27 protein-coding genes are annotated in these 26,401 nt (G+C 59.6%); 10 read left to right on the top strand and 17 right to left on the bottom strand.

The window, feature by feature from the left end; translation table 11 throughout:
• The first annotated feature begins 12 nt into the window (after nucleotides 1-12).
• Genes C4Q26_RS22200 through C4Q26_RS22190 form a run of 3 tightly spaced genes read left to right on the top strand, consistent with a single transcriptional unit; the run spans nucleotide 13 to nucleotide 2,653 of the window.
• Nucleotides 13-1,197 (top strand): acetyl-CoA C-acyltransferase family protein, encoded by a 1,185-nt coding sequence (locus C4Q26_RS22200; RefSeq protein ID WP_023381139.1) that lies wholly within the window; start codon nucleotides 13-15, stop codon nucleotides 1,195-1,197.
• 13 nt (nucleotides 1,198-1,210) lie between these two features.
• Nucleotides 1,211-2,059 carry a 3-hydroxybutyryl-CoA dehydrogenase gene (locus C4Q26_RS22195; protein WP_104883558.1) on the top strand — a complete coding sequence of 283 codons (849 nt, stop codon included), beginning with the start codon at nucleotides 1,211-1,213 and terminating at the stop codon, nucleotides 2,057-2,059.
• 12 nt (nucleotides 2,060-2,071) lie between these two features.
• Nucleotides 2,072-2,653 carry a TetR/AcrR family transcriptional regulator gene (locus C4Q26_RS22190; RefSeq protein WP_023381141.1) on the top strand — a complete coding sequence of 194 codons (582 nt, stop codon included), beginning with the start codon at nucleotides 2,072-2,074 and terminating at the stop codon, nucleotides 2,651-2,653.
• Nucleotides 2,654-2,903: 250 nt separating this feature from the next.
• Here C4Q26_RS22190 and C4Q26_RS22185 read toward each other — a convergent pair whose 3' ends face one another.
• The 5 genes from C4Q26_RS22185 to C4Q26_RS22165 are packed head-to-tail and all read right to left on the bottom strand — an operon-like array spanning nucleotide 2,904 to nucleotide 9,403.
• Nucleotides 2,904-3,281: a response regulator gene (locus tag C4Q26_RS22185; RefSeq protein ID WP_023381142.1), complete on the bottom strand. Its 378-nt coding sequence runs from the start codon at nucleotides 3,279-3,281 to the stop codon at nucleotides 2,904-2,906.
• A 44-nt stretch (nucleotides 3,282-3,325) separates the two neighbouring features.
• The gene (locus C4Q26_RS22180; protein WP_023381143.1) at nucleotides 3,326-4,552 is read right to left on the bottom strand and encodes a hybrid sensor histidine kinase/response regulator; all 1,227 of its coding nucleotides are present in this window, start codon (nucleotides 4,550-4,552) and stop codon (nucleotides 3,326-3,328) included.
• Complete coding sequence (locus C4Q26_RS22175; RefSeq protein ID WP_104883557.1) at nucleotides 4,522-5,121, bottom strand: chemotaxis protein CheB; 600 nt, start codon at nucleotides 5,119-5,121, stop codon at nucleotides 4,522-4,524. The genes C4Q26_RS22180 and C4Q26_RS22175 overlap by 31 nt, the downstream gene beginning before the upstream one ends.
• On the bottom strand, nucleotides 5,118-5,939 hold the full coding sequence (locus C4Q26_RS22170) for a protein-glutamate O-methyltransferase CheR (protein WP_023381145.1): 822 nt from the start codon (nucleotides 5,937-5,939) through the stop codon (nucleotides 5,118-5,120). Before C4Q26_RS22170 ends, C4Q26_RS22175 begins: the two co-directional genes overlap by 4 nt.
• Entirely contained in the window at nucleotides 5,936-9,403 is a 3,468-nt protein-coding gene (locus tag C4Q26_RS22165; protein WP_104883556.1) for a response regulator, read from the bottom strand. The genes C4Q26_RS22170 and C4Q26_RS22165 overlap by 4 nt, the downstream gene beginning before the upstream one ends.
• 257 nt (nucleotides 9,404-9,660) lie before the next feature.
• On the opposite strand from C4Q26_RS22165, the gene C4Q26_RS22160 reads away from it, so the two are divergent.
• Complete coding sequence (locus C4Q26_RS22160; protein WP_023381147.1) at nucleotides 9,661-10,011, top strand: response regulator; 351 nt, start codon at nucleotides 9,661-9,663, stop codon at nucleotides 10,009-10,011.
• A gap of 36 nt (nucleotides 10,012-10,047) precedes the next feature.
• Here C4Q26_RS22160 and cobF read toward each other — a convergent pair whose 3' ends face one another.
• Nucleotides 10,048-10,797, bottom strand: a complete 750-nt coding sequence (gene cobF / locus C4Q26_RS22155) for a precorrin-6A synthase (deacetylating) (RefSeq protein WP_104883555.1) — start codon at nucleotides 10,795-10,797, stop codon at nucleotides 10,048-10,050.
• Between the two features lie 271 nt (nucleotides 10,798-11,068).
• Nucleotides 11,069-12,358: an OprD family porin gene (locus tag C4Q26_RS22150; protein WP_023381149.1), complete on the bottom strand. Its 1,290-nt coding sequence runs from the start codon at nucleotides 12,356-12,358 to the stop codon at nucleotides 11,069-11,071.
• 357 nt (nucleotides 12,359-12,715) lie between these two features.
• Here C4Q26_RS22150 and C4Q26_RS22145 point away from each other — a divergent pair, with 357 nt between their 5' ends.
• The 3 genes from C4Q26_RS22145 (at nucleotide 12,716) to C4Q26_RS22135 (ending at nucleotide 14,168) form a co-directional block, all read left to right on the top strand.
• Complete coding sequence (locus C4Q26_RS22145) at nucleotides 12,716-13,075, top strand: histone-like nucleoid-structuring protein, MvaT/MvaU family (protein ID WP_023381150.1); 360 nt, start codon at nucleotides 12,716-12,718, stop codon at nucleotides 13,073-13,075.
• A 225-nt stretch (nucleotides 13,076-13,300) separates the two neighbouring features.
• Nucleotides 13,301-13,828, top strand: a complete 528-nt coding sequence (gloA, locus tag C4Q26_RS22140) for a lactoylglutathione lyase (RefSeq protein WP_027907095.1) — start codon at nucleotides 13,301-13,303, stop codon at nucleotides 13,826-13,828.
• A 97-nt stretch (nucleotides 13,829-13,925) separates the two neighbouring features.
• Nucleotides 13,926-14,168 (top strand): hypothetical protein, encoded by a 243-nt coding sequence (locus C4Q26_RS22135; protein WP_104881577.1) that lies wholly within the window; start codon nucleotides 13,926-13,928, stop codon nucleotides 14,166-14,168.
• Between the two features lie 54 nt (nucleotides 14,169-14,222).
• On the opposite strand, the gene C4Q26_RS22130 is transcribed toward C4Q26_RS22135, so the two are convergent.
• Nucleotides 14,223-15,044, bottom strand: coding sequence for a shikimate 5-dehydrogenase (locus C4Q26_RS22130; RefSeq protein ID WP_023381153.1), 822 nt, complete (start codon nucleotides 15,042-15,044; stop codon nucleotides 14,223-14,225).
• A 252-nt stretch (nucleotides 15,045-15,296) separates the two neighbouring features.
• On the opposite strand from C4Q26_RS22130, the gene C4Q26_RS22125 reads away from it, so the two are divergent.
• Together C4Q26_RS22125 and glsB are read left to right on the top strand one after the other, a co-directional pair.
• Nucleotides 15,297-15,479, top strand: a complete 183-nt coding sequence (locus tag C4Q26_RS22125; protein WP_023381154.1) for a hypothetical protein — start codon at nucleotides 15,297-15,299, stop codon at nucleotides 15,477-15,479.
• 217 nt (nucleotides 15,480-15,696) lie between these two features.
• Nucleotides 15,697-16,605 (top strand): glutaminase B, encoded by a 909-nt coding sequence (glsB, locus tag C4Q26_RS22120; protein WP_023381155.1) that lies wholly within the window; start codon nucleotides 15,697-15,699, stop codon nucleotides 16,603-16,605.
• Nucleotides 16,606-17,065: 460 nt separating this feature from the next.
• Here the strand turns inward: glsB and C4Q26_RS22115 are convergent, their stop codons facing one another.
• From C4Q26_RS22115 to C4Q26_RS22090, 6 genes are all read right to left on the bottom strand, one after another.
• Nucleotides 17,066-17,287 carry a hypothetical protein gene (locus C4Q26_RS22115; RefSeq protein WP_027907096.1) on the bottom strand — a complete coding sequence of 74 codons (222 nt, stop codon included), beginning with the start codon at nucleotides 17,285-17,287 and terminating at the stop codon, nucleotides 17,066-17,068.
• Nucleotides 17,277-17,585, bottom strand: a complete 309-nt coding sequence (locus tag C4Q26_RS22110; RefSeq protein WP_023379863.1) for a hypothetical protein — start codon at nucleotides 17,583-17,585, stop codon at nucleotides 17,277-17,279. Before C4Q26_RS22110 ends, C4Q26_RS22115 begins: the two co-directional genes overlap by 11 nt.
• Before the next feature lie 80 nt (nucleotides 17,586-17,665).
• Nucleotides 17,666-17,890, bottom strand: coding sequence for a hypothetical protein (locus C4Q26_RS22105; RefSeq protein ID WP_104883554.1), 225 nt, complete (start codon nucleotides 17,888-17,890; stop codon nucleotides 17,666-17,668).
• Between the two features lie 42 nt (nucleotides 17,891-17,932).
• On the bottom strand, nucleotides 17,933-18,466 hold the full coding sequence (locus C4Q26_RS22100; RefSeq protein WP_104883553.1) for a DUF2514 family protein: 534 nt from the start codon (nucleotides 18,464-18,466) through the stop codon (nucleotides 17,933-17,935).
• Nucleotides 18,463-18,906 carry a structural protein P5 gene (locus C4Q26_RS22095; RefSeq protein WP_104883552.1) on the bottom strand — a complete coding sequence of 148 codons (444 nt, stop codon included), beginning with the start codon at nucleotides 18,904-18,906 and terminating at the stop codon, nucleotides 18,463-18,465. Before C4Q26_RS22095 ends, C4Q26_RS22100 begins: the two co-directional genes overlap by 4 nt.
• Before the next feature lie 57 nt (nucleotides 18,907-18,963).
• The gene (locus C4Q26_RS22090; RefSeq protein ID WP_104883551.1) at nucleotides 18,964-19,149 is read right to left on the bottom strand and encodes a hypothetical protein; all 186 of its coding nucleotides are present in this window, start codon (nucleotides 19,147-19,149) and stop codon (nucleotides 18,964-18,966) included.
• A gap of 286 nt (nucleotides 19,150-19,435) precedes the next feature.
• Between C4Q26_RS22090 and C4Q26_RS22085 the strand changes: the two genes are divergently transcribed.
• The gene (locus C4Q26_RS22085; protein ID WP_104883550.1) at nucleotides 19,436-21,379 is read left to right on the top strand and encodes an acyltransferase family protein; all 1,944 of its coding nucleotides are present in this window, start codon (nucleotides 19,436-19,438) and stop codon (nucleotides 21,377-21,379) included.
• A gap of 66 nt (nucleotides 21,380-21,445) precedes the next feature.
• On the opposite strand, the gene C4Q26_RS22080 is transcribed toward C4Q26_RS22085, so the two are convergent.
• From C4Q26_RS22080 to C4Q26_RS22070, 3 genes are read right to left on the bottom strand one after another with little or no spacing between them, the layout of a single operon-like run.
• Complete coding sequence (locus tag C4Q26_RS22080; RefSeq protein WP_104883549.1) at nucleotides 21,446-23,236, bottom strand: hypothetical protein; 1,791 nt, start codon at nucleotides 23,234-23,236, stop codon at nucleotides 21,446-21,448.
• Between the two features lie 58 nt (nucleotides 23,237-23,294).
• A complete protein-coding gene (locus tag C4Q26_RS22075; protein ID WP_104883548.1) occupies nucleotides 23,295-26,006 on the bottom strand; it encodes a host specificity factor TipJ family phage tail protein in 2,712 nt (903 codons plus the stop codon).
• Nucleotides 26,003-26,293, bottom strand: a complete 291-nt coding sequence (locus C4Q26_RS22070) for a hypothetical protein (protein ID WP_371919555.1) — start codon at nucleotides 26,291-26,293, stop codon at nucleotides 26,003-26,005. Before C4Q26_RS22070 ends, C4Q26_RS22075 begins: the two co-directional genes overlap by 4 nt.
• Between the last annotated feature and the right edge of the window lie 108 nt (nucleotides 26,294-26,401).

Raw genomic sequence — 26,401 nt, 5'->3', positions numbered from 1 at the left:
ATCGGAGCCCCTATGAGCAGCGCAGAAATCTACGTCGTCAGTGCCGTCCGTTCAGCCATCGGTGGCTTTGGCGGATCCCTCAAGGACCTGCCGCTGGCCGACCTGGCCACCGCCGTGACCCGCGCCGCGATCGAGCGCTCGGGCGTGGCCGCCGACCAGATCGGCCATTTGGTGATGGCCAACGTCATTCCGACCGAGGCACGTGATGCCTACCTCAGCCGAGTGGCTGCGCTGAACGCGGGCCTTCCCAAGGAGACCCCCGCGTTCAACGTCAACCGCCTGTGCGGCTCCGGCCTGCAGGCCATCGTCTCGGCGGCCCAGTGCCTGCTGCTGGGCGATGCCGACGTCGCCGTGGCCGCGGGCGCCGAGTCGATGAGCCGTGGACCGTACCTGCTGCCTCAGGCCCGCTGGGGCGCACGCATGGGCGACCTGCAAGGCATCGACTACACCGTTGGTGTGCTGCACGATCCCTTCGAGCACTTCCACATGGGCATCACCGCCGAAAACGTCTCGGCCAAGCACGGCATCACCCGCGAAATGCAGGATGAACTGGCCCTGACCAGCCAGCGCCGCGCAGCGCGTGCCATCGCCGAAGGCCGTTTCGCCAGCCAGATCGTCCCGCTGGAGCTGAAAACGCGCAAAGGCAGCGTGCAGTTCAGCGTTGACGAGCATGTGCGCGGCGATGTGACTGCCGAGCAACTGGCCGGTATGAAGCCGGTGTTCAAGAAAGACGGTACCGTCACCGCTGGCAACGCCAGTGGCATCAACGACGGTGCTGCCGGCCTGGTCCTGGCTTCCGGCGAGGCGGTACGGCGCCTGGGCCTCAAGCCGCTGGCGCGCCTGGTGGCGTATGCCCATGCAGGCGTCGAGCCAGAGCTGATGGGCCTGGGCCCAATCCCAGCCACCCGCAAGGTCCTGGAAAAAGCCGGCCTGAACGTCAGCGACCTGGACGTGATCGAGTCCAACGAAGCCTTCGCCGCCCAGGCCTGTGCCGTGGCGCGTGCGCTGGACTTCGACCCGGAAAAGGTCAACCCGAACGGCTCAGGTATCTCGCTTGGCCACCCCGTCGGCGCCACCGGGGCAATCATTGCCACCAAGGCCATCCATGAGTTGCATCGCATCCAGGGCCGCTATGCCCTGACGACCATGTGCATCGGCGGCGGCCAGGGTATCGCCATCGTCTTCGAACGCGTCTGAGGGAGCCAGGAACATGAGCATTGAACGAATCGCCGTGATCGGCGCTGGCACCATGGGCAATGGCATTGCCCAGGTTTGCGCAGTGGCGGGCTACCAGGTGCTACTGGTGGACGTTTCCGACGCAGCGCTGGAACGCGGTGTGGCGACCCTGAGCAAGAACCTCGAACGCCAGGTCAACAAAGGTACCTTGACCGCCGACCAGGCCCAGGGGGCGAAAACGCGTATCCGCACCAGCACCGACTACGCTCAATTGAGCGGTGTACAACTGGTGGTCGAGGCCGCCACCGAGAACTTGCAGCTCAAGCAACGCATCCTGCAGCAGGTGGCTGCCAATGTGGCTACCGATTGCCTGATCGCCACCAACACCTCATCGCTCTCGGTCACCCAGCTGGCCGCGTGCATCGAGCACCCGGAACGCTTCATCGGCGTGCACTTCTTCAACCCGGTGCCGATGATGGCGCTGGTAGAGATCATTCGTGGCCTGCAGACCAGCGACAGCACCTATGCGCAGGCCCTGGTAGTCACCGAGAAGCTTGGCAAGACGCCGATCACCGCAGGTAACCGCCCAGGTTTCGTGGTCAACCGCATTCTGGTGCCGATGATCAATGAGGCGATTTTCGTGCGCCAGGAAGGCCTGGCCAGTGCCGAGGACATCGACACCGGTATGCGCCTGGGCTGCAACCAGCCGATCGGTCCGCTGGCGCTGGCCGACTTGATTGGCCTGGATACCCTGCTGGCGATCATGGAGGCCTTCCACGAGGGCTTCAACGACAGCAAGTACCGCCCTGCTCCGCTGCTCAAGGAAATGGTCGCGGCCGGTTGGCTGGGCCGCAAGAGCGGTCGTGGTTTCTTCACTTACTGAGGAGCGAATGCCATGCCACCTGTCACTGCCGAAATGCGCTGTAGCAACTTTGAAGAGCGGCGTGACAGGGCCATGGCACTGTTTGCCGAGAAAGGCTTCGGGCAGGTCAGCATGCGCGAACTGGCGGCGCACGTGGGGCTGACCGCAGGCTCGCTGTACCATCACTTTCCCAGCAAGCAGGACCTGCTGTACGACTTGATCGAGGAGTTGTACGAGGAACTGCAGGCGACGCTGGACCTGGGCCGTCGGGCCATGGCCCGGGGAGCATCGGCGCTGTCGTGCCTGATTGCCGCGCACTGGGAGCTGCATGTGCAGCGGCCCATGCAGTTTCGCCTGGCCGAACGCGATTTCTGTTGCCTGAGCGAGGCGCAACAGGCGCGCTTGAACGTGCTGCGCAAGCGCTACGAGTCGGGTTTGCTGCGCTTGATTGCGCCTCGGGCAACGCTGTCGGGGGACGCCCTGGCGGCGACGGCCCACGTGCTGGCGACCTTGCTCAACCAGTTGCCAGCACTTTTGCAGGCATTGCCACAGGAGCAAGGGCTGGGGTTGATGGAGGACCTGCTGGTGGGGGGGATAGAGCGCACATTGCGCTAAGCGCTGTACGAAAAGCCTTGAAACTCGGTGATGCTGCGTTGAAAACAGCCTCGGAATGCTCATTTACAACCCGTAAACTCCGCTTCCTCGGCTGTTTTCACCTTGCCTGACCTTCGTCTCAAGACTCTTCATACAGACCCTAGGCTGCTGTTTTTGAGTTACGTGCGGGTCTCTTCGCGGGTGAACGCGCGCCCACAGAGCTGCCACAGCCCTGGTGAGAGCGGGTTTCTCTGCGCAGAGGCCCGTCGCATCAGCGCAAAAGCGCTTGGATCTGCTCGCGCAGCGTATCCAGGTCGAACGGTTTGGCCAGGATCGGCGCCTTGCGCGCGATCGGGCTTCCTGATTCGAGAATCTCCGCCGGGTAGCCGCTGATGAAGATCACCTTCAAGTCCGGTCGCAACTTCACCGCAGGCTCGGCGATCTCAACGCCGGAGATGCCGCCCGGCAGGCGAAAATCGGTCACCATCAGGTCCAGGTGCGGTTTGCTCGCCAGAATGGCGAACGCTTGCTCACCATCCTCGGCCACCAGCACGTGGTAACCCTCGCCTGCCAGGTAGTCGCGCAGGATCATGCGAATCGCCGGTTCGTCCTCGACGATCAGTACCACATCTTGTGCATCTTCACTCATGACAACGCCTTGAAATTCTTTGAGTTGGCCTTCTGACCCCTGGCTCAGGCAGAGGTTGCCCGCAGCGGGTCGTTTTGTTCGGTCGTACGCGCCAGCGGCAATTGCACACTGAAGGTGGCACCCTGGCCTTCCTCGCTTTCGACCAGGATCCGCCCGCCATGGGCCTGGACGATCTGCTCGGAAATGTACAGTCCCAAGCCCAACCCACCACTGGCCTGATGCGCGGCAACCCGCTCGAACTGGTGGAAAATCCGCTGCTGGTTGTCCGCACTGACGCCGATACCCTGGTCCTGTACCTGCACCCAGGCCATGCCGTCCTGAGCGTAGACGCGCACCTGCACGGGGCGCCGCTCACCATAACGCAATGCGTTGGACAACAGGTTGGCCACCACTTGCTCAATCCGAAATTCGTCCCACTCGCCCTGCAGGGGCTCGCAGCGCAGCAGTTCGATGTGAGTGTCCAGGGCAGCGGCCTGGGCCGCGAAGTTTTCGACCAACCCACGCACCAACTGGCTCAGGTCGAACGGTTTGGGCCGCAGCGACAGTTTGCCGGTGCGAATGCGCGACACATCGAGCATGTCTTCGATCAGCCGGATCAGACTGTTGATCTGCCGCTCATCGCGCTCGACCATGGCCTGCAGCTTGTCGGCGGTAAACGCTTCGAGCTTGCCTCGCGCCAGGTGCATCTTGCGCAACTGGGTTTCGAGGATCAGGCCATTGAGCGGGGTGCGCACTTCATGGGAAACGATCGACATGAAGTCGTCGCGCATGCGCACCGCCCGCTCCAGCTCTACCCGGGCCGTTTGCAGCTGGGCCAGCAGCACCTCCTGCTCCTGGCGGCTGCGCTCGAGGGCCTGCAACTGGCGGTCGAGGACCTTGCGTTGGCGGAACAGGTCGACGAAGACCGAGACCTTGCTCTTGACCGCCAGGGTATCGAGCGGTTTGTGCAGGAAATCCACGGCACCGCTTTCATAACCCTTGAACGCGTAGTTCAGTTCACGACCCGCGGCGCTGACGAACACGATGGGGATGTTGCGGGTCTTGTCGGTGCCGCGCATCAGCTCGGCCAGTTCGAAGCCATTCATGCCCGGCATCTGCACATCGAGAATCGCCAGGGCGAATTCGTGCTCCAGCAGAAGCGACAGCGCCGCTTCAGCCGAACGGGCCTGGTGCACTTCACGATCGTCGCCCTGGATCAGGGCTTCGAGGGCCAGCAGGTTTTCCGGCAGGTCGTCGACGATCAGCAGTTTGGCGATGATGTTGCTTGACATGCGCTGGGTTCCAGGTTGGCGAGCAACTGCTCGATACCGCTCAAAGGAAGAATCAGGTCCGGGCGATGCAAAGCCAGTGCGGCTTCCGGCATCAACGCCACCTGTGCGTCATCGGGGTCCTGGACCACGGTCCGGCCTCCGGATTGTTTGATGTAGGCAAGCCCTTCGGCGCCATCTTCGTTGGCGCCGGTGAGCAACACGCCGAGCAGCCCGGCACCAAAGGCATCAGCTGCCGACATGAACAAAAAATCTATCGCCGGCCGCGAGAAATGCACCGGGGCTTCCTGGCTCAGCGACAGGCTCAGGTCACGTTCGATCGACAGATGGTAACCGGGCCCGGCGACATAGATCTGGCCGGGGCGGATGGTCTGCTTGTCGCAAGCCTCATGCACCGGCCGCTGCAATCGTCGTTGCAACACTTCAGCCAAGTGACTGTGGCGGTCACCCGGCAGGTGCAGCACGCACAAAATGGGTATGGCGAAGTTTTTCGGCAGTGCGCCAAGCACCTGCAACAGCGCCGTGACACCTCCCGCCGAGGCCCCCATGACCACCGCTTGTACGCCCTTCATGATTTACGGTAGATCCGTTCGGGCTTGACCAGCGGCTCGAACCGGTCGCTGTAAGCCGAAAAGTCCACCGATTCCTTGCTGCCGAGCAACAGGAACCCCCGGTGACACAAGGACTCATGAAACAGGCCCAGGGCCCGGTCCTGCAATTGCTTGTTGAAGTAGATCAGGACGTTGCGACATGACACCAGCTGGGTTTCCGAGAACACGCTGTCGGTGGCCAGGCTGTGGTCGGCGAACGTCACGTTCTCGCGCAGGCTACTGTCCATGATGGCGTTGCCATAGGCTGCGGTGTAGTACTCGGAAAAATCCCGGCGCCCACCGGCCAGGCGGTAGTTCGCTTCGTACTCGCGCATGCTCTTGATCGAGTAGATGCCCTGCTTGGCCTTCTCTAGCGAGTGCGGGTTGATATCGGTGGCATACAGGATGGTGCGGTCGAGCAGGCCCTCCTCGCGCAGCAGGATGGCCATGGAGTAAACCTCCTCGCCTGTGCTGCAACCGGCGATCCACACCTTGATCGAAGGCCAGGTGCGCAGCAGCGGCACTACTTCGTTGCGCAAGGCCAGGAAGTGCTCGGGGTCGCGAAACATTTCGCTGACAGGGATCGTCAGGTACTGCAGCAACTGCATGAACATGCCGGGGTCGTGCAGCACCCGCTCCTGCAGCGCCGATACGGTCATGCACTCGAACTGGCGCAGCGCATGGAGGACCCGGCGCTTGATGGAAGCGCCGGAGTAATTGCGAAAGTCATAGCTGTACTTGAGGTAGATCGCCTCGATCAGCAGCCGGATCTCGATATCGGTGTTGCGTTCGCTAGTCAAATTCGCTCCAGTTGCGGCAGCCAGACACGAATCAGCGAGAACAGTCGGTCCAGGTCGATCGGTTTGGCCAGGTAGTCGTTTGCACCCGCCTGCAGGCAACGCTGCTGGTCATCCTTCATGGCCTTGGCGGTCACGGCGATGATCGGCAGCTTACGCCAACGCGGCTGCTGGCGAATCAGCCGGGTGGCTTCAAAGCCGTCCATTTCCGGCATCATCACGTCCATCAGCACCAGGTCGATGTCGTCGTGCTGCTCCAGGCGCTCGATGGCCTCACGCCCGTTGCGGCCGATCTCGACGATCGCGCCCTTGTGCTCCAGGGCACTGGTCAACGCGAAAATGTTGCGCACATCGTCGTCCACCAGCAACAGCTTGCGCCCCTCGAAGACTCTGTCGCGGCTGCGGGCAGTCTTGAGCATGCGCTGGCGTTCATGTGACAACTGCGACTCGACTTTGTGCAGGAACAGCGTCACTTCGTCCAGCAGACGTTCCGGAGAACGCGCGCCCTTGATAATGATCGAGCGCGAGTACTTGAGCAGGTCGGCTTCTTCCTCGCGCGTGAGGTTGCGTCCGGTATAGACGATCACTGGCGGGAAACTGCGGATGTCCTCGGCGGTCATGCGTTTGAGCAACTCGTTACCTTGCATGTCCGGCAGCTTCAGGTCGATGATCATGCAGTCGTAGATGTTCTCGCGCAACAGCTCCAGCGCTTCCTGCGCCATGGCCACGGCGGTGATCTCAACATCGTCGTCGCCGATCAACCGGGCAATGCTCTCGCGCTGCAGGTCATCGTCCTCGACCAGCAGGATGTGCTTGAGCTTCTGGGTCAGCTTGGCTTCCAGGCGGGCGAACACCTCCTTGAGTTCATCACGGCTGGTGGGCTTGACCGCATACCCCACCGCGCCCATGTGCATGGCCGCCTCGACCCGGTCTTCCACCGAGATGATATGCACCGGAATGTGCCGGGTCATGGCCTGTTCCTTGAGACGCTGCAGCACGGTAAGGCCGGAGTGGTCAGGCAGCCGCATGTCCAGCAGGATGGCATCGGGGATGTACTGCACCGCGAGCTCGAAGCCTTCATCGGCCCCCTGGGCCACCAGGCAGCTGTATCCGAGCTCGTGCGCCAGGTCGAAGAGGATGCGGGCGAAGTTCGGCTCATCCTCGATCACCAGGATGCAACGATTGTCGAACGGCGCTTGTCCACGGTCATCGTCGAACGCCGGTTTCGGGCGCTTCGGCGCGCTGGGTTGACTGACCTGGGGCGCAGGTGGCAGCGCATCCACCGCCGGGCGCAGGCTTTGCGGCTCGATCACCTGATCCTGGGCCTCATAGCGCTCAGGCAGGATCAGACTGAACACACTGCCCTGGCCTGGGCTGCTGTCGACGCTGATCTGCCCACCCAGCAGATGCGCCAGGTCGCGGGAAATCGACAGACCGAGGCCAGTACCACCGTAGCGCCGGTTGCTGCTGCCATCGACCTGGTGGAAGGCGCCGAAGATCGCCTCTTGCTGATCGGCGGCAATGCCGATGCCGCTGTCGCGCACCGCGAAGACGATGCCGGTGCCCGCCTGGTGGCTGATGTCCAGGCTGACCTGACCGTGATCGGTGAACTTGATGGCGTTGGACAGCAGGTTCTTGAGGATCTGCTCCAGACGCTGGCGGTCGGTGAACACGGTGACCGGAACCGACGGCTCGACCCGCACGGCAAAGGCGAGGCCTTTGTTCTCGGCCAGCGGCAGGAACATACCTTTCAGGCCGTCTACCAGGCGCTCGACCTGGGTAGTTTCGGGACGGACTTCCAACTTGCCGGCCTCGACCTTGGCGATGTCGAGAATGTCGTTGATCAGGTTCAACAGATCGTTGCCGGCCGAATAGATCGATTCGGCGAACTTGACCTGCTCTTCGCTGAGGTTGCCCTCGCCGTTCTCGGCCAGCAGCTTGGCCAGGATCAGCGAGCTGTTGAGGGGCGTACGCAGCTCGTGGGACATGTTGGCGAGGAACTCGGACTTGTACTTGCTCGAGCGCTGCAGATCATCGGCGCGGGCTTGAAGCTCCTGCTGGGCCTGGTTCAGTTCATCATTCTTGCGGTTCAGCGCGTCGGTTCGCTCGGACAGCTGTTCGTTGGTCTGTTCCAGTTCCGCCTGCTGGGTCTCCAGATACGCCTGGGACTCCTTGAGCACGCGGGATTGCTCTTCAAGCTCTTCGTTGGCGGTCTTGAGCTCTTCCTGCTGGACTTGCAACTCTTCATTGAGCTGCTGGGTCTCGGCCAGCACCTCCTGCAAACGTTGACGATAGCGGGCGCTTTCGATGGAGATGCCCAGGTTGCCGCAGACGCGATCGAGCAACTCGTCATCCCGCGTTTGCAGCGGACGCAAAAAGCCCAGCTCGATCACGCCGTTGACCCGGCCATCATCGCTGGTCGGCATCAGCAGCGCACTGCGCGGCAGGCCGCTGCCCAAGCCGGAACTGAGACGGTAGTAATCGGCAGGCAAGTCGTCCAGGCGCAACAAGCGCCCTTGACGCACTGCCTGGGCCATCAGCCCTTCACTGTCGCCCAGCACCTGCTCGCGGGCCTGCTCCTCGGCATCCAGGCCGTAGCTGGCCACGCGCATCAGCCGCCCATGCTCGTCTCGCACGTACACCGCACCGACCACACTGCCCAGGTACCTGGCGAAAAAGCGCAGGATATTGTCGCCTAGCATCGGCAGGGTCAACTGCCCCAGCACCTGCTCGGCCAACTGGGTCTGGCCGTTGCGCAGCCAGGCCTGATGTTCGAGGCGTTCAGCCGAGCGCTGCTGTGCCAGCAGGTTATCGTTGTAACTGGTGGACAGCGAAAGCAGGTCACGCCTGCCCAGGTAGGCCAACAAGGCAGTGAGCCCGACGATCAGCAGCACGAACGCGGATATGGCCGTCACCGTGACGGTACTGACCTTTTCGTTGCGTGCCGAGCGCAACTGCTGTTCGGTGAGAATCAGGTCATCGAACTCCCTACGGATCTCGTCAGTGATGCGCTTGCCGCGACCACTGCCTATCAAGGCCTGGTAATTGCCCTGATCGCGACGCAACGCGATCATTCCACTGCCGAATTCGTTCCAGGCCTGCTGCAGGGCGATCAAGCGGTCGATGCGATCGACCTGCTGCGCGTTGTCCCCGACCAGTTCGCGCAAACTTTTCAGGCTACCCAGAATGCGTGGCTTGGCCACCTCGTAGGGATCGAGGAAACGTTCTTCACCGGTCAGCAGAAAACCCCGCATTCCAGTTTCCATGTCGATCGAGAGCTTGAGCGTTTCATTGGCATTGCCAATCACTCGGTCGGTATGCTCCACCCATTGCATGGCCGACAGCAGGTAGTTGATCACCGTGACGAAGGCCACGGCGCCCAGCAGGCCTACGCCCAAGGGCAGGCTGATGTTACGAGCCAACAGTTTGCGGAAACTTTTCTGGTCCATGGAGGCGGCCTGAGTCATGAGATAACGCCCGAGCAAAAATTAAAGTCCATTGAAACGGTGTAGCGGCCAGTTTCCATTATCTCCAGCCACTTTGCTCACCAGTTACAGCGAGTCTAACCAGCTTTGCCCAGTCTGGCAGGGCATTTAGCCAGTATTTGAAGGTGACGAACACGAATCGTTCCCTCCCATCGCGTCGGTCGGTATCCTCGGGGGAACTTCTATCATCGCCCGATGAACAGATATACAGACACTCCCCTCTCAACAGGACCTGAACCATGCCCCTATTGGTAGTCGAAGACGACGACATCGTACGTTTGCTGATCGTCGAAGTGCTCGACGAAATGGGCTACACCATCGTTCAAGCGGCAGATGCCACCGAAGCCCTGCGCGTGCTTGAAGATGACGGTCAGCCGCTGGATCTACTGATGACCGATGTCGGGTTGCCGGACATGCGTGGCGAAGATCTGGCGAAACAAGCCCGCAAGATCCGGCCCTCCCTGCCGGTGTTGTTCGCCAGCGGTTATGCCGAAAGTGTCGACGTGCCCGAGGGCATGCACTTGATTGGCAAGCCCTTCAGCATCGATCAGTTGCGTGACAAGGTGATGGCGATTCTGGGCGCGCCCTGACCTCGAATTCAAGGTGGCCGTCCAAGCGGCACCTGTTCAACATTCCCGACGCAGCAGATAGGTGTCCATGATCCACCCCTTGCGCATGCGCGCTTGTTCTCGCACTCGCACAATCTGCCCTTTGACCTGCTGCAGCGGGCCCGCGATCAGCAGCTGATCCTCGGTGCCCAAGTAGGCCCCCCAATAAATCGTCAGTTCGGGGTCATCGAGCGTGGCGAACGCGCACTGTCCATCGAGCATGACCACCACGTTGTCGATCCTTGCCTGTTCGGCCAGGCGTCTGCCTGGCAGCACTGTCAACGGCTCGCCGATACGATTGAGCGGAATCTGGTGGCTGGCCGCCAAAGCCTGAACACTGCTGATGCCGGGGATGACTTCCAGCGACAATGCCACACCGAGCTGGCGAACCCGGTCAAGGATGCGCAAGGTGCTGTCGTACAGGGTCGGGTCCCCCCACAGCAGGAACGCGCCGATATCACCTGGGCGCAATTGGTCGCGCAGTGTACGGGCATACAACTGCGCACGCTGTTCATGCCAGTCCTGTACAGCCGCGGCATAGTCGGTGGCTTGGTCATCGCGCTGCGGGTCATCCATCGACACCAGACGATAACTACCGGCCGCAGCGTGCTGCTCAAGGACACGCCTGCGCAACTGCACCAATTCATCTTTGTCCGCGCCCTTTTCAAGCACGAAGAAAACACTGGCGCGTTTGAGCGCATCGATGGCCTGCAGCGTCACCTGGCGCGAATCACCCGCCCCAATGCCAATCAGCAGGAGTGTATGCATCGTCTTTTCCGCCGAGTTTTCCTCATGGTAGTGGAAAAACAAGGCCTGGAGGCAGTGCAAACTTTTCGGGCTATCTACTATGTCGACCTATTGGTCAGCCCACAAACGCCTTAGGCTCTGTACGAAAAGCCTTGATACTCGGTGATGCTGCGTTGAAAACAGCCCCGGAATGCTCATGTCCGGAAACTCAGCTTCCTCGGCTGTTTTCGCCTTGCCTGACCTTCGTCTTAAGACTTTTCACACAGCGCTAGAGCATCAGGCCCGTCGTACATCACCAGAGCGAGAAGTTGTAGCTCACAATCACCCGTGTCTCATCCATATCGCGCGCCCACTTCTCGTAGTTGCTGCGATAGGTGGAGTTTCGCAGGCGCACGCTGACATCCTTGAAAGTGCCGCGCTGTACCTGGTATTTGAGCTCGGTGTCGCGCTCCCATTCCTTACCCTCGGCATTGCTGCCTGGGACCTTGATGCTGTCACCGTTGATATAGCGGGTGAAGAACGTCAGCCCGGGCACACCCAGGGCTTTGAAGTCATAGTCATAACGCACTTGCCAGGACCGCTCCTGGGCGGCGGCGAAGTCATTGACCTGGGCGTAGTTGACCAGGTAGGGGTTGCTGCCGTCGAGGTACGGCATGGCGCTTTCGCCATACATCCGCTGCCAGCCGGCGCTGACCTTGTGTCCACCCAGGCTGTAGCCGAGCATGCCGCTGAAGGCGCGGTGGTCGATTTCGCCGGCGCGGGCATTGCCGATATCGTCGCTCTTGATCACCCGCAGGTCGGCCGACAGGCTGCCCACCGACAGGGGCTGGTTGGCCACTACGCCGAGGAAGTGCTGGCGATAGATGTTTTCCAGCTTGGACACCTGGTAGGTAGCGGTGACCCGGTCATTGAAACGGTAGTCCAGACCGGCCAGATCGAAGTGGTCGGCCTCGATATCGCAGGCATAACGCTTGTTCTTGCAATGCACGCGGATATCCTGCCGGTCGGTAGAGTCCCGTGCGGTGTAAGTGTTTAGGCGGGCCAGGGTGAACTTCAGGTCGCGCACTTCTTCGGAAGTCAGCATGAAGCCGTGGAACAGGGTCGGAAGCAGACGGCCATCGTTGTACTTGAGCAACGGCATATCGGGCATCATGGAGCCGTACTTGAGCACGGTATTGGATACCTTGACCTTGGCCGCGAGCCCCATCTTTGCATACTGATCGGCAGAGTGGCGTGGGTCGTGGCCAGAGGACGGCATCAATCCGCTGTTGCTGTCCGCCGGACTGGAATCGAGCTTGAAGCCGACCATGCCCAGCGCATCCACGCCAACACCAACCGGCCCTTGGGTGTAACCGGACTGCACATTCAGGATGAAGCCTTGCGCCCACTCTTCACGCTTGGAAGCGCCCTGGCTGGAACTGCTGTGACCATCGCGAAAATCCCGGTTGAAGTAGACATTGCGTGCTTCGACCTTGGCACTGCTGTCTTCAAGAAAACCGGCGGCCTGGGCATCGACGCCGGCACACAGAAGAAACAGGCCGGCAACACGGCGCCCGGGGGCGAGAGGAAAAGGGGCAAACATGCGGGGGAACATCCAGAAATAAGGCGAAAACAATCCGCGAGCAACAAGCGACGCGGCAATGCGCAATGGCCAAACATTGGGCGGCCATCATCTGAAATGGTCACGTAACCGCTCTGGTACGCACCATTGGACCATGGTCTAAAAGGCCCCGCAGAGCACGCCAAAAGCGTTAAAGATCGCGGTTCAAAAAACGTGTAAAGTTCCCACCTTACTTATAAAAAGTTTGCGGTTTACCCACTAGCAACGGGTGCTACACTCGTTATCAGCGAACAGCTGATACCCACCCACGTGGCCGGCGTTTATCTTTCTCCCATGTTCGTCACGCCCCGCCACGAATGACGTACAGGAGTGAAAACAGTGTCCAGACTTGCAGAGTTTCGTGCTGCCGAAAAAGCGCTCCAGGAACAGATGGCTCAACTGGAGGCGCTGAAAAAGGATGCCGGCCTAAAACGCGAAATCGAATTCGAGCAGAAACTAGTCGGCCTGATGAAAAGCTATGACAAAAGTCTGCGCGATATCATCGCCATCCTTGACCCCAAAGCCGTTACCCGGGTTTCGAGCGCAGCGCCGAAACAGCAGCGCCGCCCCCGCGTGGTGAAAGTCTACGAAAACCCGCATACCGGCGAGCTGATCGAAACCAAAGGCGGCAATCACCGAGGCTTGAAGGCTTGGAAGGAGCAATACGGCGCCAGCACGGTGGAAAGTTGGGTGCGCTGATGAAACGTCCACGCACCCTTCACGCTTTTTTCACATCGACTCCCCCAGTATCGAGACAGCTAAAGGACTAGCGACCCCATCACGCGCCCGCACATGCGGGCCTCTAATTCCAGCGCCCTGCCTCGTGCAGGGCGCTTTCATTTGCGCAATCGGTTCACTGCCGTATCATGACACCCTGTCTGTTTTTCGCTGGTGCCTAGCCGCCAGCCCGTCTCAGGAGTACCTATGAGCCTGCACGAACTGCACTCGCTGCCTGGCGTTACCGCCCGGCCAGACGCCGCTACCGCCAACTTCGTCTTCAACCACACCATGCTGCGGGTCAAGGACATCGAGAAGTCCCTAGACTTCTACACCCGCGTCCTGGGCTTTAGCCTGGTGGACAAGCGTGACTTCCCGGAAGCCGAATTCAGCCTGTACTTCCTGGCCCTGGTCGACCCGGCGCACATCCCAGCCGACGATGCCGAACGCCACCAGTGGATGAAGTCGATTCCAGGCGTTCTGGAGCTGACCCACAACCACGGCACCGAGAGCGACCCGGCGTTCGCCTACCACAACGGCAACACCGACCCACGCGGCTTTGGCCACATCTGCATCTCGGTGCCGGACGTGCGCGCAGCCTGCGAACGCTTCGAAGCGCTGGACGTTCCGTTCCAGAAGCGCCTGAGCGACGGGCGCATGAAGCACCTGGCCTTCGTCAAGGACCCCGATGGCTACTGGGTCGAAGTCATCCAGCCGACCGAACTCAAGGACTGATCTTTCGTCGGTTCGCGCTCGTCGGGCCGGGAACTCCCGGCACCTTGCTGTGGTATATGAAGGTAACGGCTTCACATGCCACAGCGAGGTAAGGACGATGCAAACCCTTCACTGTGAATACCGCGACCACACCATCACCGCCAGCGTGATGCCCCACCCGGACTCTCCCCTGCCCTATGCGGCCGGATGCCTGATCACAGATCCCGAAGGCCATACCAGCCGACGCATTTCGATGCCGATGAAGTTCTTTGCCGACCTGGACAACGCCCAGCATGTGTCACTGGCCCATGGCAAGGCATTGGTGGACCAGCGGCTGGATGAAGGCCACAAAGCATTTTGATCGAATGCCGGCTCCTGCAGGCGCGCGGGACGCCTGCGGGAGCTTGCCGGCGACTTAAAGGTCCCGCGCGTAAGCCACTGCTGCCTCGACCTGAGCCTTCGACGGTCTTACGCCCGTGTACAACACGAATTGCTCCAGCGCCTGCAGGGCGATGACCTCCAACCCAGTGATCACCGGCTTGCCCAATGCTTCAGCGCGGCGGATCAGCGGTGTGCGCGCTGGCATCGCCACCACGTCGAACACTCGCTCGGCCGCGGCGATGGCCTCTTCGGAAAATGCCAGTTGCTCAGCCTCGGGACCACCTGCCATGCCGATCGGCGTCACATTCACCAACATCGGAGGGCAGCGATCGCCCAGTTCGGCCAGCCAACGATAACCGCAGGCATCGGCCAACTGCCGACCGGCCTGCTCGTTACGGGCAACGAGGGTGCCCTGACGGAAACCGGCATCACGCAGCGCATGGGCCACCGCCTTGGCCATGCCGCCACTGCCCCGCAGCGCAAACGCCGTGCCGGGGTCGACCTGGTGCTGTTCCAGCAATTGCCGAACGGCGAGGTAATCTGTGTTGTAGGCCTTCAGGTAGCCCTTGGTATTGACCAGCGTATTGACCGACTCGATGACGGCGGCGGAAGGGTCGACTTCATCCACCAATGCCATGCAGGCCTCCTTGTATGGCATGGACACCCCACATCCACGGATGCCCAGCGCACGAATACCCGCCACCGCCGCCGGCAGGTCATCGGTGGTCATGGCCTTGTAGTAAAAGTCCAGGCCCAGTTGCTGGTAGAGGTGGTTGTGAAACCGCACGCCAAAGGTACCCGGTCGCCCGGCCAGGGAAATGCACAACTGGGTGTCTTTGCTGGGAGATGTCGCCATTACCGGCTCCTTCCTCGTCACTGAATCGATTATGCAGCGTAACAGAGACCTGTGGTGGTCGTCCCTTACACAACCTTTACCGTTTCCCTGCGCTCAGCTGACAGTCGCCTGGGTCATAGTGGAGGTACACGCCCCCTGAACCGTCAGGTCGCCGGTGATCGTTGATAAAGCTAATGACCACTATCGAGGAAGTTGATTTCAAACCTCTCTGGCTGCTGCGTAAGGTAGGGCCATGTTTTACAGGAGGTCCACATGGCCACTATCCAGATCATGTCCGTCGTCGGCAGCGCCGTCCCAAGCGCATTGCGTGAGCAAGGCCTGCTGGCCTGCTGGTACCTGGTACGCAATGGCGAAGCCGTCAGCGGCCCACTGATGACTCGCGCCTCGGCCCAGGCCCTGGCCCAGCGACTGCAAGCAGACACGCTGCTCGCCTGACCCTATTTGTTGTGCGTTGCTCCCTACGCCCTTCTGGCCCGCCTATGGCGGGCTTTTTTTGCCTTCATGGCCCGGCGGATGGGGTCACCTGCTTTCTGACACCTACAATGCCGATCGCTCGGGCCATTTCATCATGAATGTGTGATCTGTGCCGATGAGCCTGCGTCTGAAACGCACCCCTCGCTTGTCGTCTGGGGAAGTGATTACAGGGCTTTCCATGCAAACGCTGTTGAACGAGATTCTCGACGAAGTGCGTCCCTTGATCGGCAAGGGCAAAGTGGCTGACTACATTCCCGCGCTGGCCGATGTGCCTGCGCAGCAGTTGGGCATCGCCGTCTATGGCAACGATGGCAGCTATTACTGCGCAGGTGACGCCCTGGTGCCGTTTTCGGTGCAGAGTATTTCCAAGGTGTTCAGTCTGGTCCAGGCGATTGGCCATTCAGGTGAAGCCATCTGGGAGCGTCTTGGCCATGAGCCCTCAGGTCAACCGTTCAACTCGCTGGTACAGCTGGAGTTCGAACGCGGGCGCCCACGCAACCCCTTCATCAATGCGGGCGCGTTGGTGATCTGCGATATCAATCAGTCGCGCTTCGCCGCACCCACCTTGTCGATGCGCGACTTCGTACGGCGGCTATCGGGCAACCCCCGTATCGCCATCGATGCCCGCGTCGCGGATTCGGAGTACCAGTTCCGCGCGCGCAACGCCGCCATGGCGTACCTGATGCAGTCATTTGGCAACTTCCATAACGAAGTCGAGACGGTGCTGCGCAGTTACTTCAGTTACTGCGCACTGCAGATGAGCTGCCTCGACCTGGCCCGTGCCTTCTGCTTCCTGGCCAACGATGGGTTCTGCAAGCACAGTGGCGAGCAAATCCTGACCCGACGCCAGACCCAGCAGGTGAACTCGATCATGGCCACCAGCGGGCTGTACGACGAAGCGGGGAATTTCGCCTACCGCGTGGGCTTGCCAGGCAAGAGTGGCGTAGGTGGCGGAATAGTGGCGATCGTGCCGGGTCAATTCACCGTTTGCGTGTGGTCGCCGGAGTTGAATACGGCGGGCAACTCGTATGCCGGGATGGCGGCGCTCGAGTTGCTCAGTTCACGGATCGGATGGTCGGTGTTCTGACCCGCGGGTGGTGTCGCCTGGCCGTCAGGCTGGCCTGCGCCCCAAAGCTGCCTTGGCGTCAGCAGTGAGCGCTGCGGGAGCGCCGCCGACCTCGCAGGCCCCTTCGGGTCGAATAAGGCCGGTCGTGGATGTTCCATCGCAAACCGCACCGCCTACGCGCTTGGGGAAATCAAAAATGGCGTACCGGATTAAATTTCCTTCACGTTGCGCCCTTTAGATATAAGGCATTCGACAGCCGTTCAGCCATACTCCAAAGATGTTTTCCGCGTTTTGAGCAGTTTACGAAAGTGAGGAAAGCCCGTATTTACGGGCCTTCCAGTCCGCCTCATCACTCTGCGATACCCACCAAAACACAGCTATTGGTACAAAAAGTGGTACGAGCTTTACTGTGTATCCATCCAGCACTTTTGGCAAGCAAGCACCCGCCTCTTCCGGCGTTCTGCCAACTCTAACTCCCCTCTCAAGTTGACACCCCGACAGGCCCCTCATGCTCGAGCGCCCACAGCCGGGCAGCCTCGGCAAATTCCAGCATGTCGGATAACTCACCGTCGTCCACCTCGCGGCGGCGATGAGCAGCAAAGGCCATTTCACAGAGCACGGCGGCACGCCCATCCGGATCGGTGACCAGGGCACCCTGGTCGTTCAGTTCGGCCAGCCAGGCCGGCGGCAGACTAGTTGCCATACGATCCCTCCGCCCGGCACCACCAGGACTGCGCGTAGAGCACGCCGTCGACCTCTTCCACGCCATTGATGTTCATTCCGAGCTGGGCCATGCCGTTGACCTTGGCATCGAGCAGGCGCGGGATGATGTCGCCGCTCGGCGTTGGATTGAAAACCCATGCCTGGGTAGCCACCCGGCCAAGCACCTCGGAGTGATGCTCACCGATATGGATGTCAGCTTTCAGGGGTTTTACCTTGCGAAGCTGGTCCGCAGGGATTGCCACGCCGCGTACTCGGCGACGAACAACGAGGAAGTACATAGCTCACCGACACCAATACTGTATATAGATACAGCATCGTATCCACCAAGTCAGCACCCGGGCAACTGCCGGTCAGCGGATCAGTGCAGCGGGGGCAGTTCCTTGCCGCGCATCTTGGCAATCACGCGAAGTTGGTAATCGGAGACGACTTGGAACAGCGACTCAGCCAGCAAGCGTAGGCGCTCGACCTCTTCAGGCGGCGCGCCACGGTCCTGGGCTTGGTGGTATTCCCGCATGGCGTCGATGGCCTGCTGAATCAGCGGCTCGCCAGCCTCGACCATCCCAATGAAGGTTCGCTTGTCCATTGCTCTTCTCCGTCCCCCTAGACCGCCCATTATAGGCAGTCGCTACGGAGCCTTCATATGATCAACCACCGCCTCGCACGCCAGTCCAGCTATTCGGCTTCGCTCAAGCGCTGTCGCGAGGTCTCCCGCCATTCGGTCAGCGTCTTCAAGCAATCCCCCAAGCACCATGACGGCAGAGGTTCCTGCCTGGCGCTGCTGGGTAGCGATGGTGTCGCAGGTTGCTCGATGGCCGGCGCGCAGTCTGGCGATTTCCCCACGCAGCCCAGCAGCAGAAGACTCAGCATCAGCGGCGCGGCCTTGGGCCAGTTCCAGTTGTTGTCGTGCACTCTCGCCCTCCTTGTCCGCCATAGCTTGGCGGCGCTGTTCTTCGGTTCTGGCCTGGGCAGCGGCACGCCGGTCGCGCTCGGCTACCTCCAGGCGGTAGTCGGCCAAGGCCTTGTCGGACTTGGCAGTTTCTGCCCGGGCATCAGCCGCAGCCCCATCAGCAATCACGACCCGGCACTGCTGGCCGCCGGTGACCAGCACCAGAGCGATCAACCACCAGCACCAGGCCGGTACCGCGCCGAGCCAGCTCATGCCAGCGCCCGCCGCACACCCTCATCGACGATCGCCGGCGCGTAAGGGTTGCTGCCGTTCTCGTGAATGATGATGCTGACCACCATGCCGCGCAGCGTGGCCGGGTCCTTTATGTTGATCGGGTCAGTGGTGCGCACGCCCAGGCGCTTGGCCACGGCGCCAGCATAGGCCTGGGTGTCGTTCTCGTTGCTCGGCGCCCAGCGGTTGATGGTTTCCAGCACCGTGTCGATGCCCTTCCCGCCCACGCCGGGCATTCCATCCTTGCCGCGGTAGTTGATCAGCAGCTTGCCTAGGGCACGAATGCCGTTCTCTGGCGTGTCGAAGATGGCGAAGCGGCCACCAGGTTCCTTGCCGATCTGGCCCTGCCAGTCGTTGCGTGGGTTGAAATCTATGTTGCCGGGGTTGCGGTTGCGCACTCCCCGGGGCTGGGATTGGGTCATGGGGTTTCTCCAGGCAAAAAAATACCGCCAGTCGGCGGTTTGTGGGATTTCGGCAGCTCAGGCCGGAATGGTGCGTTTCACGATGATTGGCACCGGGTCGTCACCGGGGCGGAAAACCACCTCGTCATGCTCAATCAACGGCTCTGGGTACTCGATCATTGAGCCGTCACCTTGAACCGATCGGGTGATGCTCGCCACCTCGCGATCAACAAGCCGACCGTCGATCCTGACTTTCATATCCATAGCCTCTCCAGTTCGAATGATTGATTGAGCAGCGGAGGTTCAGCTGAGCTCTGCGGTTCACACAGGTGCAAAATTCCGCCCGTCTGGTACCGAAAGCTGTCGAGAATGTAAATTTGGGTTAAGAAATCGGTTAATCTGGGCGGCTGATGCGGCGAGGGGCGGCGCGACTATCCGCGGTAGACGAGTCATATCTCTCTTGCCGGACACATCTGTGTGACCCACCCATGCATGGGCAGGGCTTGGGTTTTCAGTTTTTTGTATATCGTCAGAAGGACCGACTGGCAAAATGTCTCATACGAAACACCACACTGCGTCGCTACCAACCCCACTGGGGTTCAGGCCCGACATCGAAGGCCTACGGGCATTAGCCGTTACTTTGGTCCTTCTATACCATGCCGGCGTAACGCAACTCAGCGGCGGCTTCATTGGCGTAGATATTTTCTTCGTGATCTCAGGCTTTTTGATCACGCGCATTATTTACATTGAGATACTGAACAACTCGTTCACGTTTGCAAATTTCTATACTCGACGACTAAAAAGAATCTTCCCACTGCTTGTACTGGTAGTATCCGCAACCTCCGCAGCGTCATACGCCATTCTCGCCCCTGCCGACCTCAAATCGTATGCAAGTAGTGTTTTGGCATCTCTATTTTCAGTAAGCAACATATTATTCTGGAACAACGAAGGAGGCTACTTCGCCCAGAGTGCCGCTCAGATTCCACTTACCCATACTTGGTCATTATCAGTAGAAGAACAGTTTTACTTAATAATGCCTGGACTGCTTCTTCTCTCTCTAAAGTTAACTACAAGCGGCAAGCGCACAGCCATCTTTCTGGCAGCTTTCGCCCTATCCTTCGCGTATTCAGTATATTCTTCGCATCATGCGCCCGCATCGTCATATTACCTCATTACCTCAAGGGCTTTTGAGCTATTAATTGGCGCGGGCCTTGCCTTCATTTGGGACAAATTACCAGTTTTTGGAACTATCACTGCAGGCTTAATGCGGACAACCGCCCTTGCGTTGATCGTCGCTACAGCGCTGTATATAAATGCTGAAACCCCATTCCCGGGGCTTGCTGCCATAATTCCATGCCTTTCGGCGTCTGTACTCATTGCATCTGGGAAGGCTGCTGCGCAACCAAAAGGCTTGACCTACTACCTGCTTAGCAACCCGCTCGTCACATACATAGGCAAGCTTTCCTACTCGTTGTATCTATGGCATTGGCCAATCGTAGCTCTGATCAACTACCAGGGAATACAGATCACCGGCTCCATCACTATTCAGATCATCGCCGCGTCCTTGGCCTTGTCCGTTGCATCCTATCATTTGGTCGAGTCCCCCATACGGCACAGAAGAAATATTAGTTTCAAATTTGCTTTTTCAACAGCATTTGCTATCCCAGCAGTAATTGCCACTGCCGGCTTATTGCTGACGAACGCGACCGAAGGCTTCAAATCGCGGTTCTCAACGGAGCTTCAAAGCGAATTTTCATCAAGCAACTCCCCAGGCGCTCTCTACAAGGAGTGCTTCAATAGCTACAAGCTTGACAATTTCGACACCTGCTTCGTGGGAGTAGCTTCAAAGCCTGCTGTCGGTATGTTTATCGGCGATTCAATGGCCGGGCACTATATGCCATTCATGGATATCCTGGCAAAAGACGCTGGAATCAAGCTCGTGGCCTCAAGTGCTTCTGGCCTGCCGCCGTTCCACGTCAAAAATTACGACTATTTCAAACAGCAGCGGACTGAACAGGCCCTAGCCTACAATGACAGCCGCATAGAGATGTCGATGAATTATCCTTACGTATTCATTGCCGCCAGCTGGGCTCAAGGTTACCCATATCTATCTGAAAACGAAAAAGACCTTCTCGACAGCATTTCCAGATATATCAAAAACGGTACACAGGTCTATCTGATCACAAGACCTAATACCATCACAGACAAAATAGTTAGCGATATACGAACCAAACGAATGAACGGCGAGAACATATTTAATGACCGTGCCCCACTCAAGGACTCCAACAAATTCTTGCGGACTATTGCTGAAAAATACCCTTCCGTCAAAGTTATCGACCCTAACAAAATCATCTGCCCCGACGCTTCCTGCATCGTGTCCATTGACAACCAAACTATGTACCTTGACTCGGCGCACATCAACGTTCACGCCTCGGAAAAACTAGGCGAAAAATATATCCAGCAGCTTGGAAACCCACTGAAATCAGTTTACTGATTTCAGTGCAGTTCTGTACAGTCGAGCGACCGCGCCCCGGACAATAAATTTGCCGGGGCGCAATTTTCATACATAGTTTGGCGTTACATTCACACGGTCCAAAGCGAATCCGGCGGTGATTGAATTCACTGTAACCGTAAGGCCGTCAGCACTTAGCGCAATGATTGCCGAGGCGTTAGAGCCGAAGGAAACGTTGAAAGTCGTACCTCTCACCGCGCTCAATGCGGCCTGTTGCATCCCGGCATACGATGAGTTTACGCCGAACATGAGCAACTCCCCCGGCTGCACCGCTCGACTGAGGGTTGCCGATCCGGTCGACAGGCTTCCGGTCCAGAGCGAAACCGGTGCCTTCTTCGGGCCGGCATAGTGAGCAATGCGACCTGTGATTACTTCGCCAGACGTATTGTTGAGGAATGTGGTTGTTGCGCCATTCGGCAGGATACCGTTGAGGCACCAGGTGCCGAGGAATCCGCTTGGAATTGTGATCATCGTGCCAACGGCGTTGGCTGAGCCAGTCATTCCGTTAACCAGCAGGTTACCTGCCACACCAGCCAGAAGGCCAAACTGTACGTATTCGACGTGCAGGTTTTCGACATGCAGCGAATCGTTAATCATGTAGACAGAGCGGGTTAGCTGATTGGTGTCCGTACCGGTTATGGTCGAGTTCCGAATAATCATGAGGAACCCGCCAACCGTTGAGACTTGATTAACTCGGATTCCGTTCTTCGTGGCTGCCGTCGAATCTATGAAAATCTCACAGTTGATGACTTCCCAGATAGCCGCGCCACCCGCACCGAGTTCATAAAGGACACCAAGGCCGGTTGTGCCATTCGCACTGATGACCACGTTCTCCATCGCGCATGTTTCTTGCCAGCCGGTCGTGTAAACCACTGCCGTTAGGTTTACACCTCTGGCATCGAGGTACATGTCTCTAACCCAGCTGGCGAACATCGAGGTGGTGCCATTTGTTGCGGATATCAAGTACTGCCCAACGAAGCCTGCCAGAGGCTTGAGCACTGTCCCCCTGCCATTTGTGCCGCGCAAACCTACACGGTTTGGCACGTTGATAGTCTTGCTAGCACCGACCGCGCCGCGCGGCAGACGCACAACCATGCCCTGGCCACCGCTCACCGCTCCTGCTGCGAAGTTGATAGCGGCCTGCACTTGGTCAGCGTAATCCGCTCCGTCGTTGCCGCAGCCGAACCATTCAGCAAGAATTTCGTTGTCAGTGCCTGGGCGAATCCAGCGACCACCTGCCAGGGCCCCGAAGATGGTTCCGCCGTTATCAGTCAGCGACGATCCAGCAACCCACACAAGATTGCCTTGACCCATACGGTTGACGATGTCGCGCCCGCGCAAGTAAACGACTTCACCATCATATTGACCTGCCAAGGCGCGTAGCTCGGTCAGGCTGTTTATATGCCGGATAGCGCGAGCCACCAATGCCGCGCCAAGCGCAGGATCGGTGCTGTTGGCCAAAGCCTGTCGAATCGCTGCATCACCTACCGACTGGAGCTTTGGCGCATCAGTGGCCCAGTTGCCTGTGAGGGTGAGCGGAACATCCACTGCATTCATCACCCGGTACAGGTCACCATTTCGCTGTACCAGTTGCGTTTGACGCTCTACGACTACGCCCGCGCCATAGGTTAAATAGACCGACTCGTACCCCATATCGATGAGGAAATCGGTGACCTGCTGCATGATCCCGAGCCAGGATTTCAGCGGAACACCAAGCCGGCTCAGGTATTCGCCGAGCGGACCGTTCACGAGGAGGTCGATGATGCCGGCGTTGTCATAGAGGTCTCTCGGATCGCTCGATCCTTGAGTGCCAACCGGGTTGCCAGTGTTGTAGCGCATATTTTCTCCGGGCATAAAAAAGCCCGCTCAATGGCGGGCATGCTCGTTCAGGGTCCGGTCAGGACGGCGGGAAGTTGTCATCGTCCAGATAGACGCGGGGGTCGTAATTCACTGCCGTGACGTTGCAGCTGACGGTACCGCTTGGGTTCACTTCTTTGATCAGCGCCGGGTAGCAGAACTTAGCCTTTGGCCCGAACTGGAGCACCGGGGCATCCATGGCACTGTTCAGCACTGGAACAAAGTCCAGGTCCGGAATGGTCAGGCGGTAGTCGTCGATGCGGGTGGCCACATACGGGCCAGAGGCGCTGCCGTCCGGCCGGCGAAGCGCAACCCAGTGCTCGCCCCCGGCCGACCAGTCGAAACGCTCCGACGAAACCAGCATGTGCAGACTGCCCAGCGGGGCATAGCCCTTGAGCATTGCGCTCTGGCCATAGCCTGGCGTGGTGTCGCCCAGCAGGGCGTAGTCGAGATAGCCGCTGTTGAGCGCATCCAGCTCCGTAGAGAAGCTGTAGCGCTTTCGCTGGTAGACCTGCTGCCGGCGGCGGCGCATTCCGTAGCGCCAAGCCCTGATTTCGTCGCTGATTCCCTCGACCTTGACCTTTTCGACTCTCAGCCCAAGGTCGCCAGGAAGGCGGCATTCAATGGTCTCCACCTGCCAGGTGGTGCCATCCATGTATTCAACGTCGACGCCGTCGAAGTCGTCTGCCGTGACGTGCTCTGCCTCTCGCTTGAGTGGCTTCGTCATTACCTGTGGGTTGTACATGTGGTCGAAGTCAGGGCCGCGAGGCTCATCGCGAACCGGGCGGATAAGTCCGCGGTCGATTGTCAGCTCAGAGAACCCGGCCTGCAGAGCCTCGATCATGCAGGCCTTGACGGTACTCGCTGAATCGATGGTGCGGTCGTAGTAGTCGCCACGGGCCGTCCAGATCTCCTGAAGTCGATCCAGTTCGTCGAGGTCGATGTCGGAATCTCCATCCTCAACCGAGTACCCCACGCTCTGCGCCACATAGCCGATCCATGCCGCGATATCCCTGGTCGGCTCTGGATCAGTCCACGCTCCGTCACGCCTTGTGCGCAGCTTTCGGGTTGCGATCACCGACACCTGGCTCTCGGACTGGGATGCGATGCGGTTCCCGCCTTTGACCCGCAGGGCCAGCAGCGTAACGCCTTCGTAGCTGGTCGGCGCTGGAAGGTTCGCGCGCAAGCCATACCACTGAATTGTATTCGCCACCTGGGTGCTTTGGTTTTTCGCGCCAATTCGGCGCACCCGTACCTCAGGGCGCATAGCAGATGGCAGGTCCGTATATTCCGTGAACCCGAGTTGATCGAGCGTGGACTGCTGGTACACCTTCTTTACCGACGTCCACGAGCCAGCAGTAGCTAGATCCCTGTACTGCAATTCCACAGTGACGGAATAACTGCCGATCGATCCAGAGGAGGATATGAGCGCCAGCCCTTGTGGAAAGAAGATATCCCAGGCAATCCGCGTTGTTGTAGTTCCAGCCGGACAAGCTGGGAATGCCCCTGACCAATCACCTTCCTGCGTCGAACCGTCGAGAGTAAGAGCGGCTGATGAGGTTGTCAGTGCGTCGAACCCAGGCCAGGTGGCGTCATTGTCGCCAGCGGCATTCATCCTCTCGACCGAGATAGATGCAGTGCCCGCTGCTGTTATGCGATAGCGCAGGCCGCGAAAACCTATGCCCATCACCAACCCAGTGCCGACGGTCAAGCCAGTTGCTGCGCCGCCAGCCGACCAGTCCAAGGTCATCTCGTCAGGCGCCGTTCCTACGCCGGGCGTGTATGTGGCCACGGTGTAATTGCCAGCGTTCGCCCCGATGATCTCGATAGGCATGCCGACATAAGGCGCGATCTGGTCCAGGTTGCCGCGAATGATGTCACGTCCAGCCCCGCCATCGATTACGTCGTAGGGATAGCCCACTTCAATGCGAACGATCATGCCGGCTGCCCACCCATCCGGGAACTGGCCTGCTCCCGCGGGAACTGTGATGGTCTTTGCTGCGAACTGGTAGGACTGGGCGGTCGGCACTGGAGCGACTGCATAGGTAGCCTTGAGCTCAATACCTGCCGTTCCGGTAGAGGTGGCCCCAACTTCTGGAGCGGAGTGCCACCACTTCGCCGCAGTTTCTGACGATAGGTTTGCTCCGGGCTCATATAGCGTGTACTGGGCATCACTACCCAGGGAAATAACTGGAGTGTCACCAATCAGGATGCTGCCCGCCGGTATTTCGTAGCTCCCCTTTCCAACCACCAGCAGCATCTCAATCCACTGCGAGCGCGGGTCATCGAAGTAACGGTTTGGCGGCAATGCATAGTCCGGATACGGGCGCTGTCGACCGGCGATCTCACGGATCAGTGCGTTCAGCTTCACTTGGTTGCCCTTGACCGTGGCCAGCCCAAGGTCGTTGCCACGCTTGGTGGTGCTTCGGCTGTTCAGGGATGGCATTTTCGGCATCAGCGCGCTGAGCACAGCCTTTGCGCCGAACACCAGGGCAAAGGTGATCGAGAACGGATCGGTACCCTTAGGCTCGCGGTAGATCTGCACCTGGTCTTCAGGACCGAACTCGATGCTTGCCCACTGAGTCGGCAATGCGCGATCGCCGTTGACGAACACGCTCAACGGCAGCGCCTCCGGCTCAACCTCTTTCGGCAGGCCGTCAGCATGGAACCATGCCAGAAGGCTCTGCCGGATTTCTACCGGGCGCACCTCGGCAGGCTCGGAAGCGAGCTTATTGGGGTAGATTTCGATCATTCCCGGTCTCGGTAATAGATAACGGTGTTGTGGTCGCGTTGCCACTGGGAAAGCGGCAGGCACCGGGCGCCGCGCTCTGGATTGATTTCCAGAACCTTCAGGCGACCGCCTGACTCGACGACAAGGGCGACGTGCACGCAGATGTGGCCGCGCATCACGGCGGCAATTGCGCCAGGCTCTGGCCGGCACACTTCCATGTGCTCGGCTTCGGCCCGGTACGCCCGGGTGAACTCCTTCGGCTCGGTGTTGCGCACATGGCCCCAACTGGGCAGCAAGCGCTTACCCATGTGCAGGTGTCGCGCCTCCCTGACCAGCCCCCAGCAGTCGTACCTTTCTGGACCGCGAGCGCCGTCCTCGTATCTGCACGATAGGTAGGTGTTGATCCATTCCATGGG

The organism is Pseudomonas sp. SWI44 (assembly GCF_002947915.1).
Lineage (GTDB): Bacteria > Pseudomonadota > Gammaproteobacteria > Pseudomonadales > Pseudomonadaceae > Aquipseudomonas > Aquipseudomonas taiwanensis.
The sequence above is the reverse complement of the archived record's forward strand: the minus strand, read 5'-3'. Positions and strand labels throughout refer to the sequence as shown.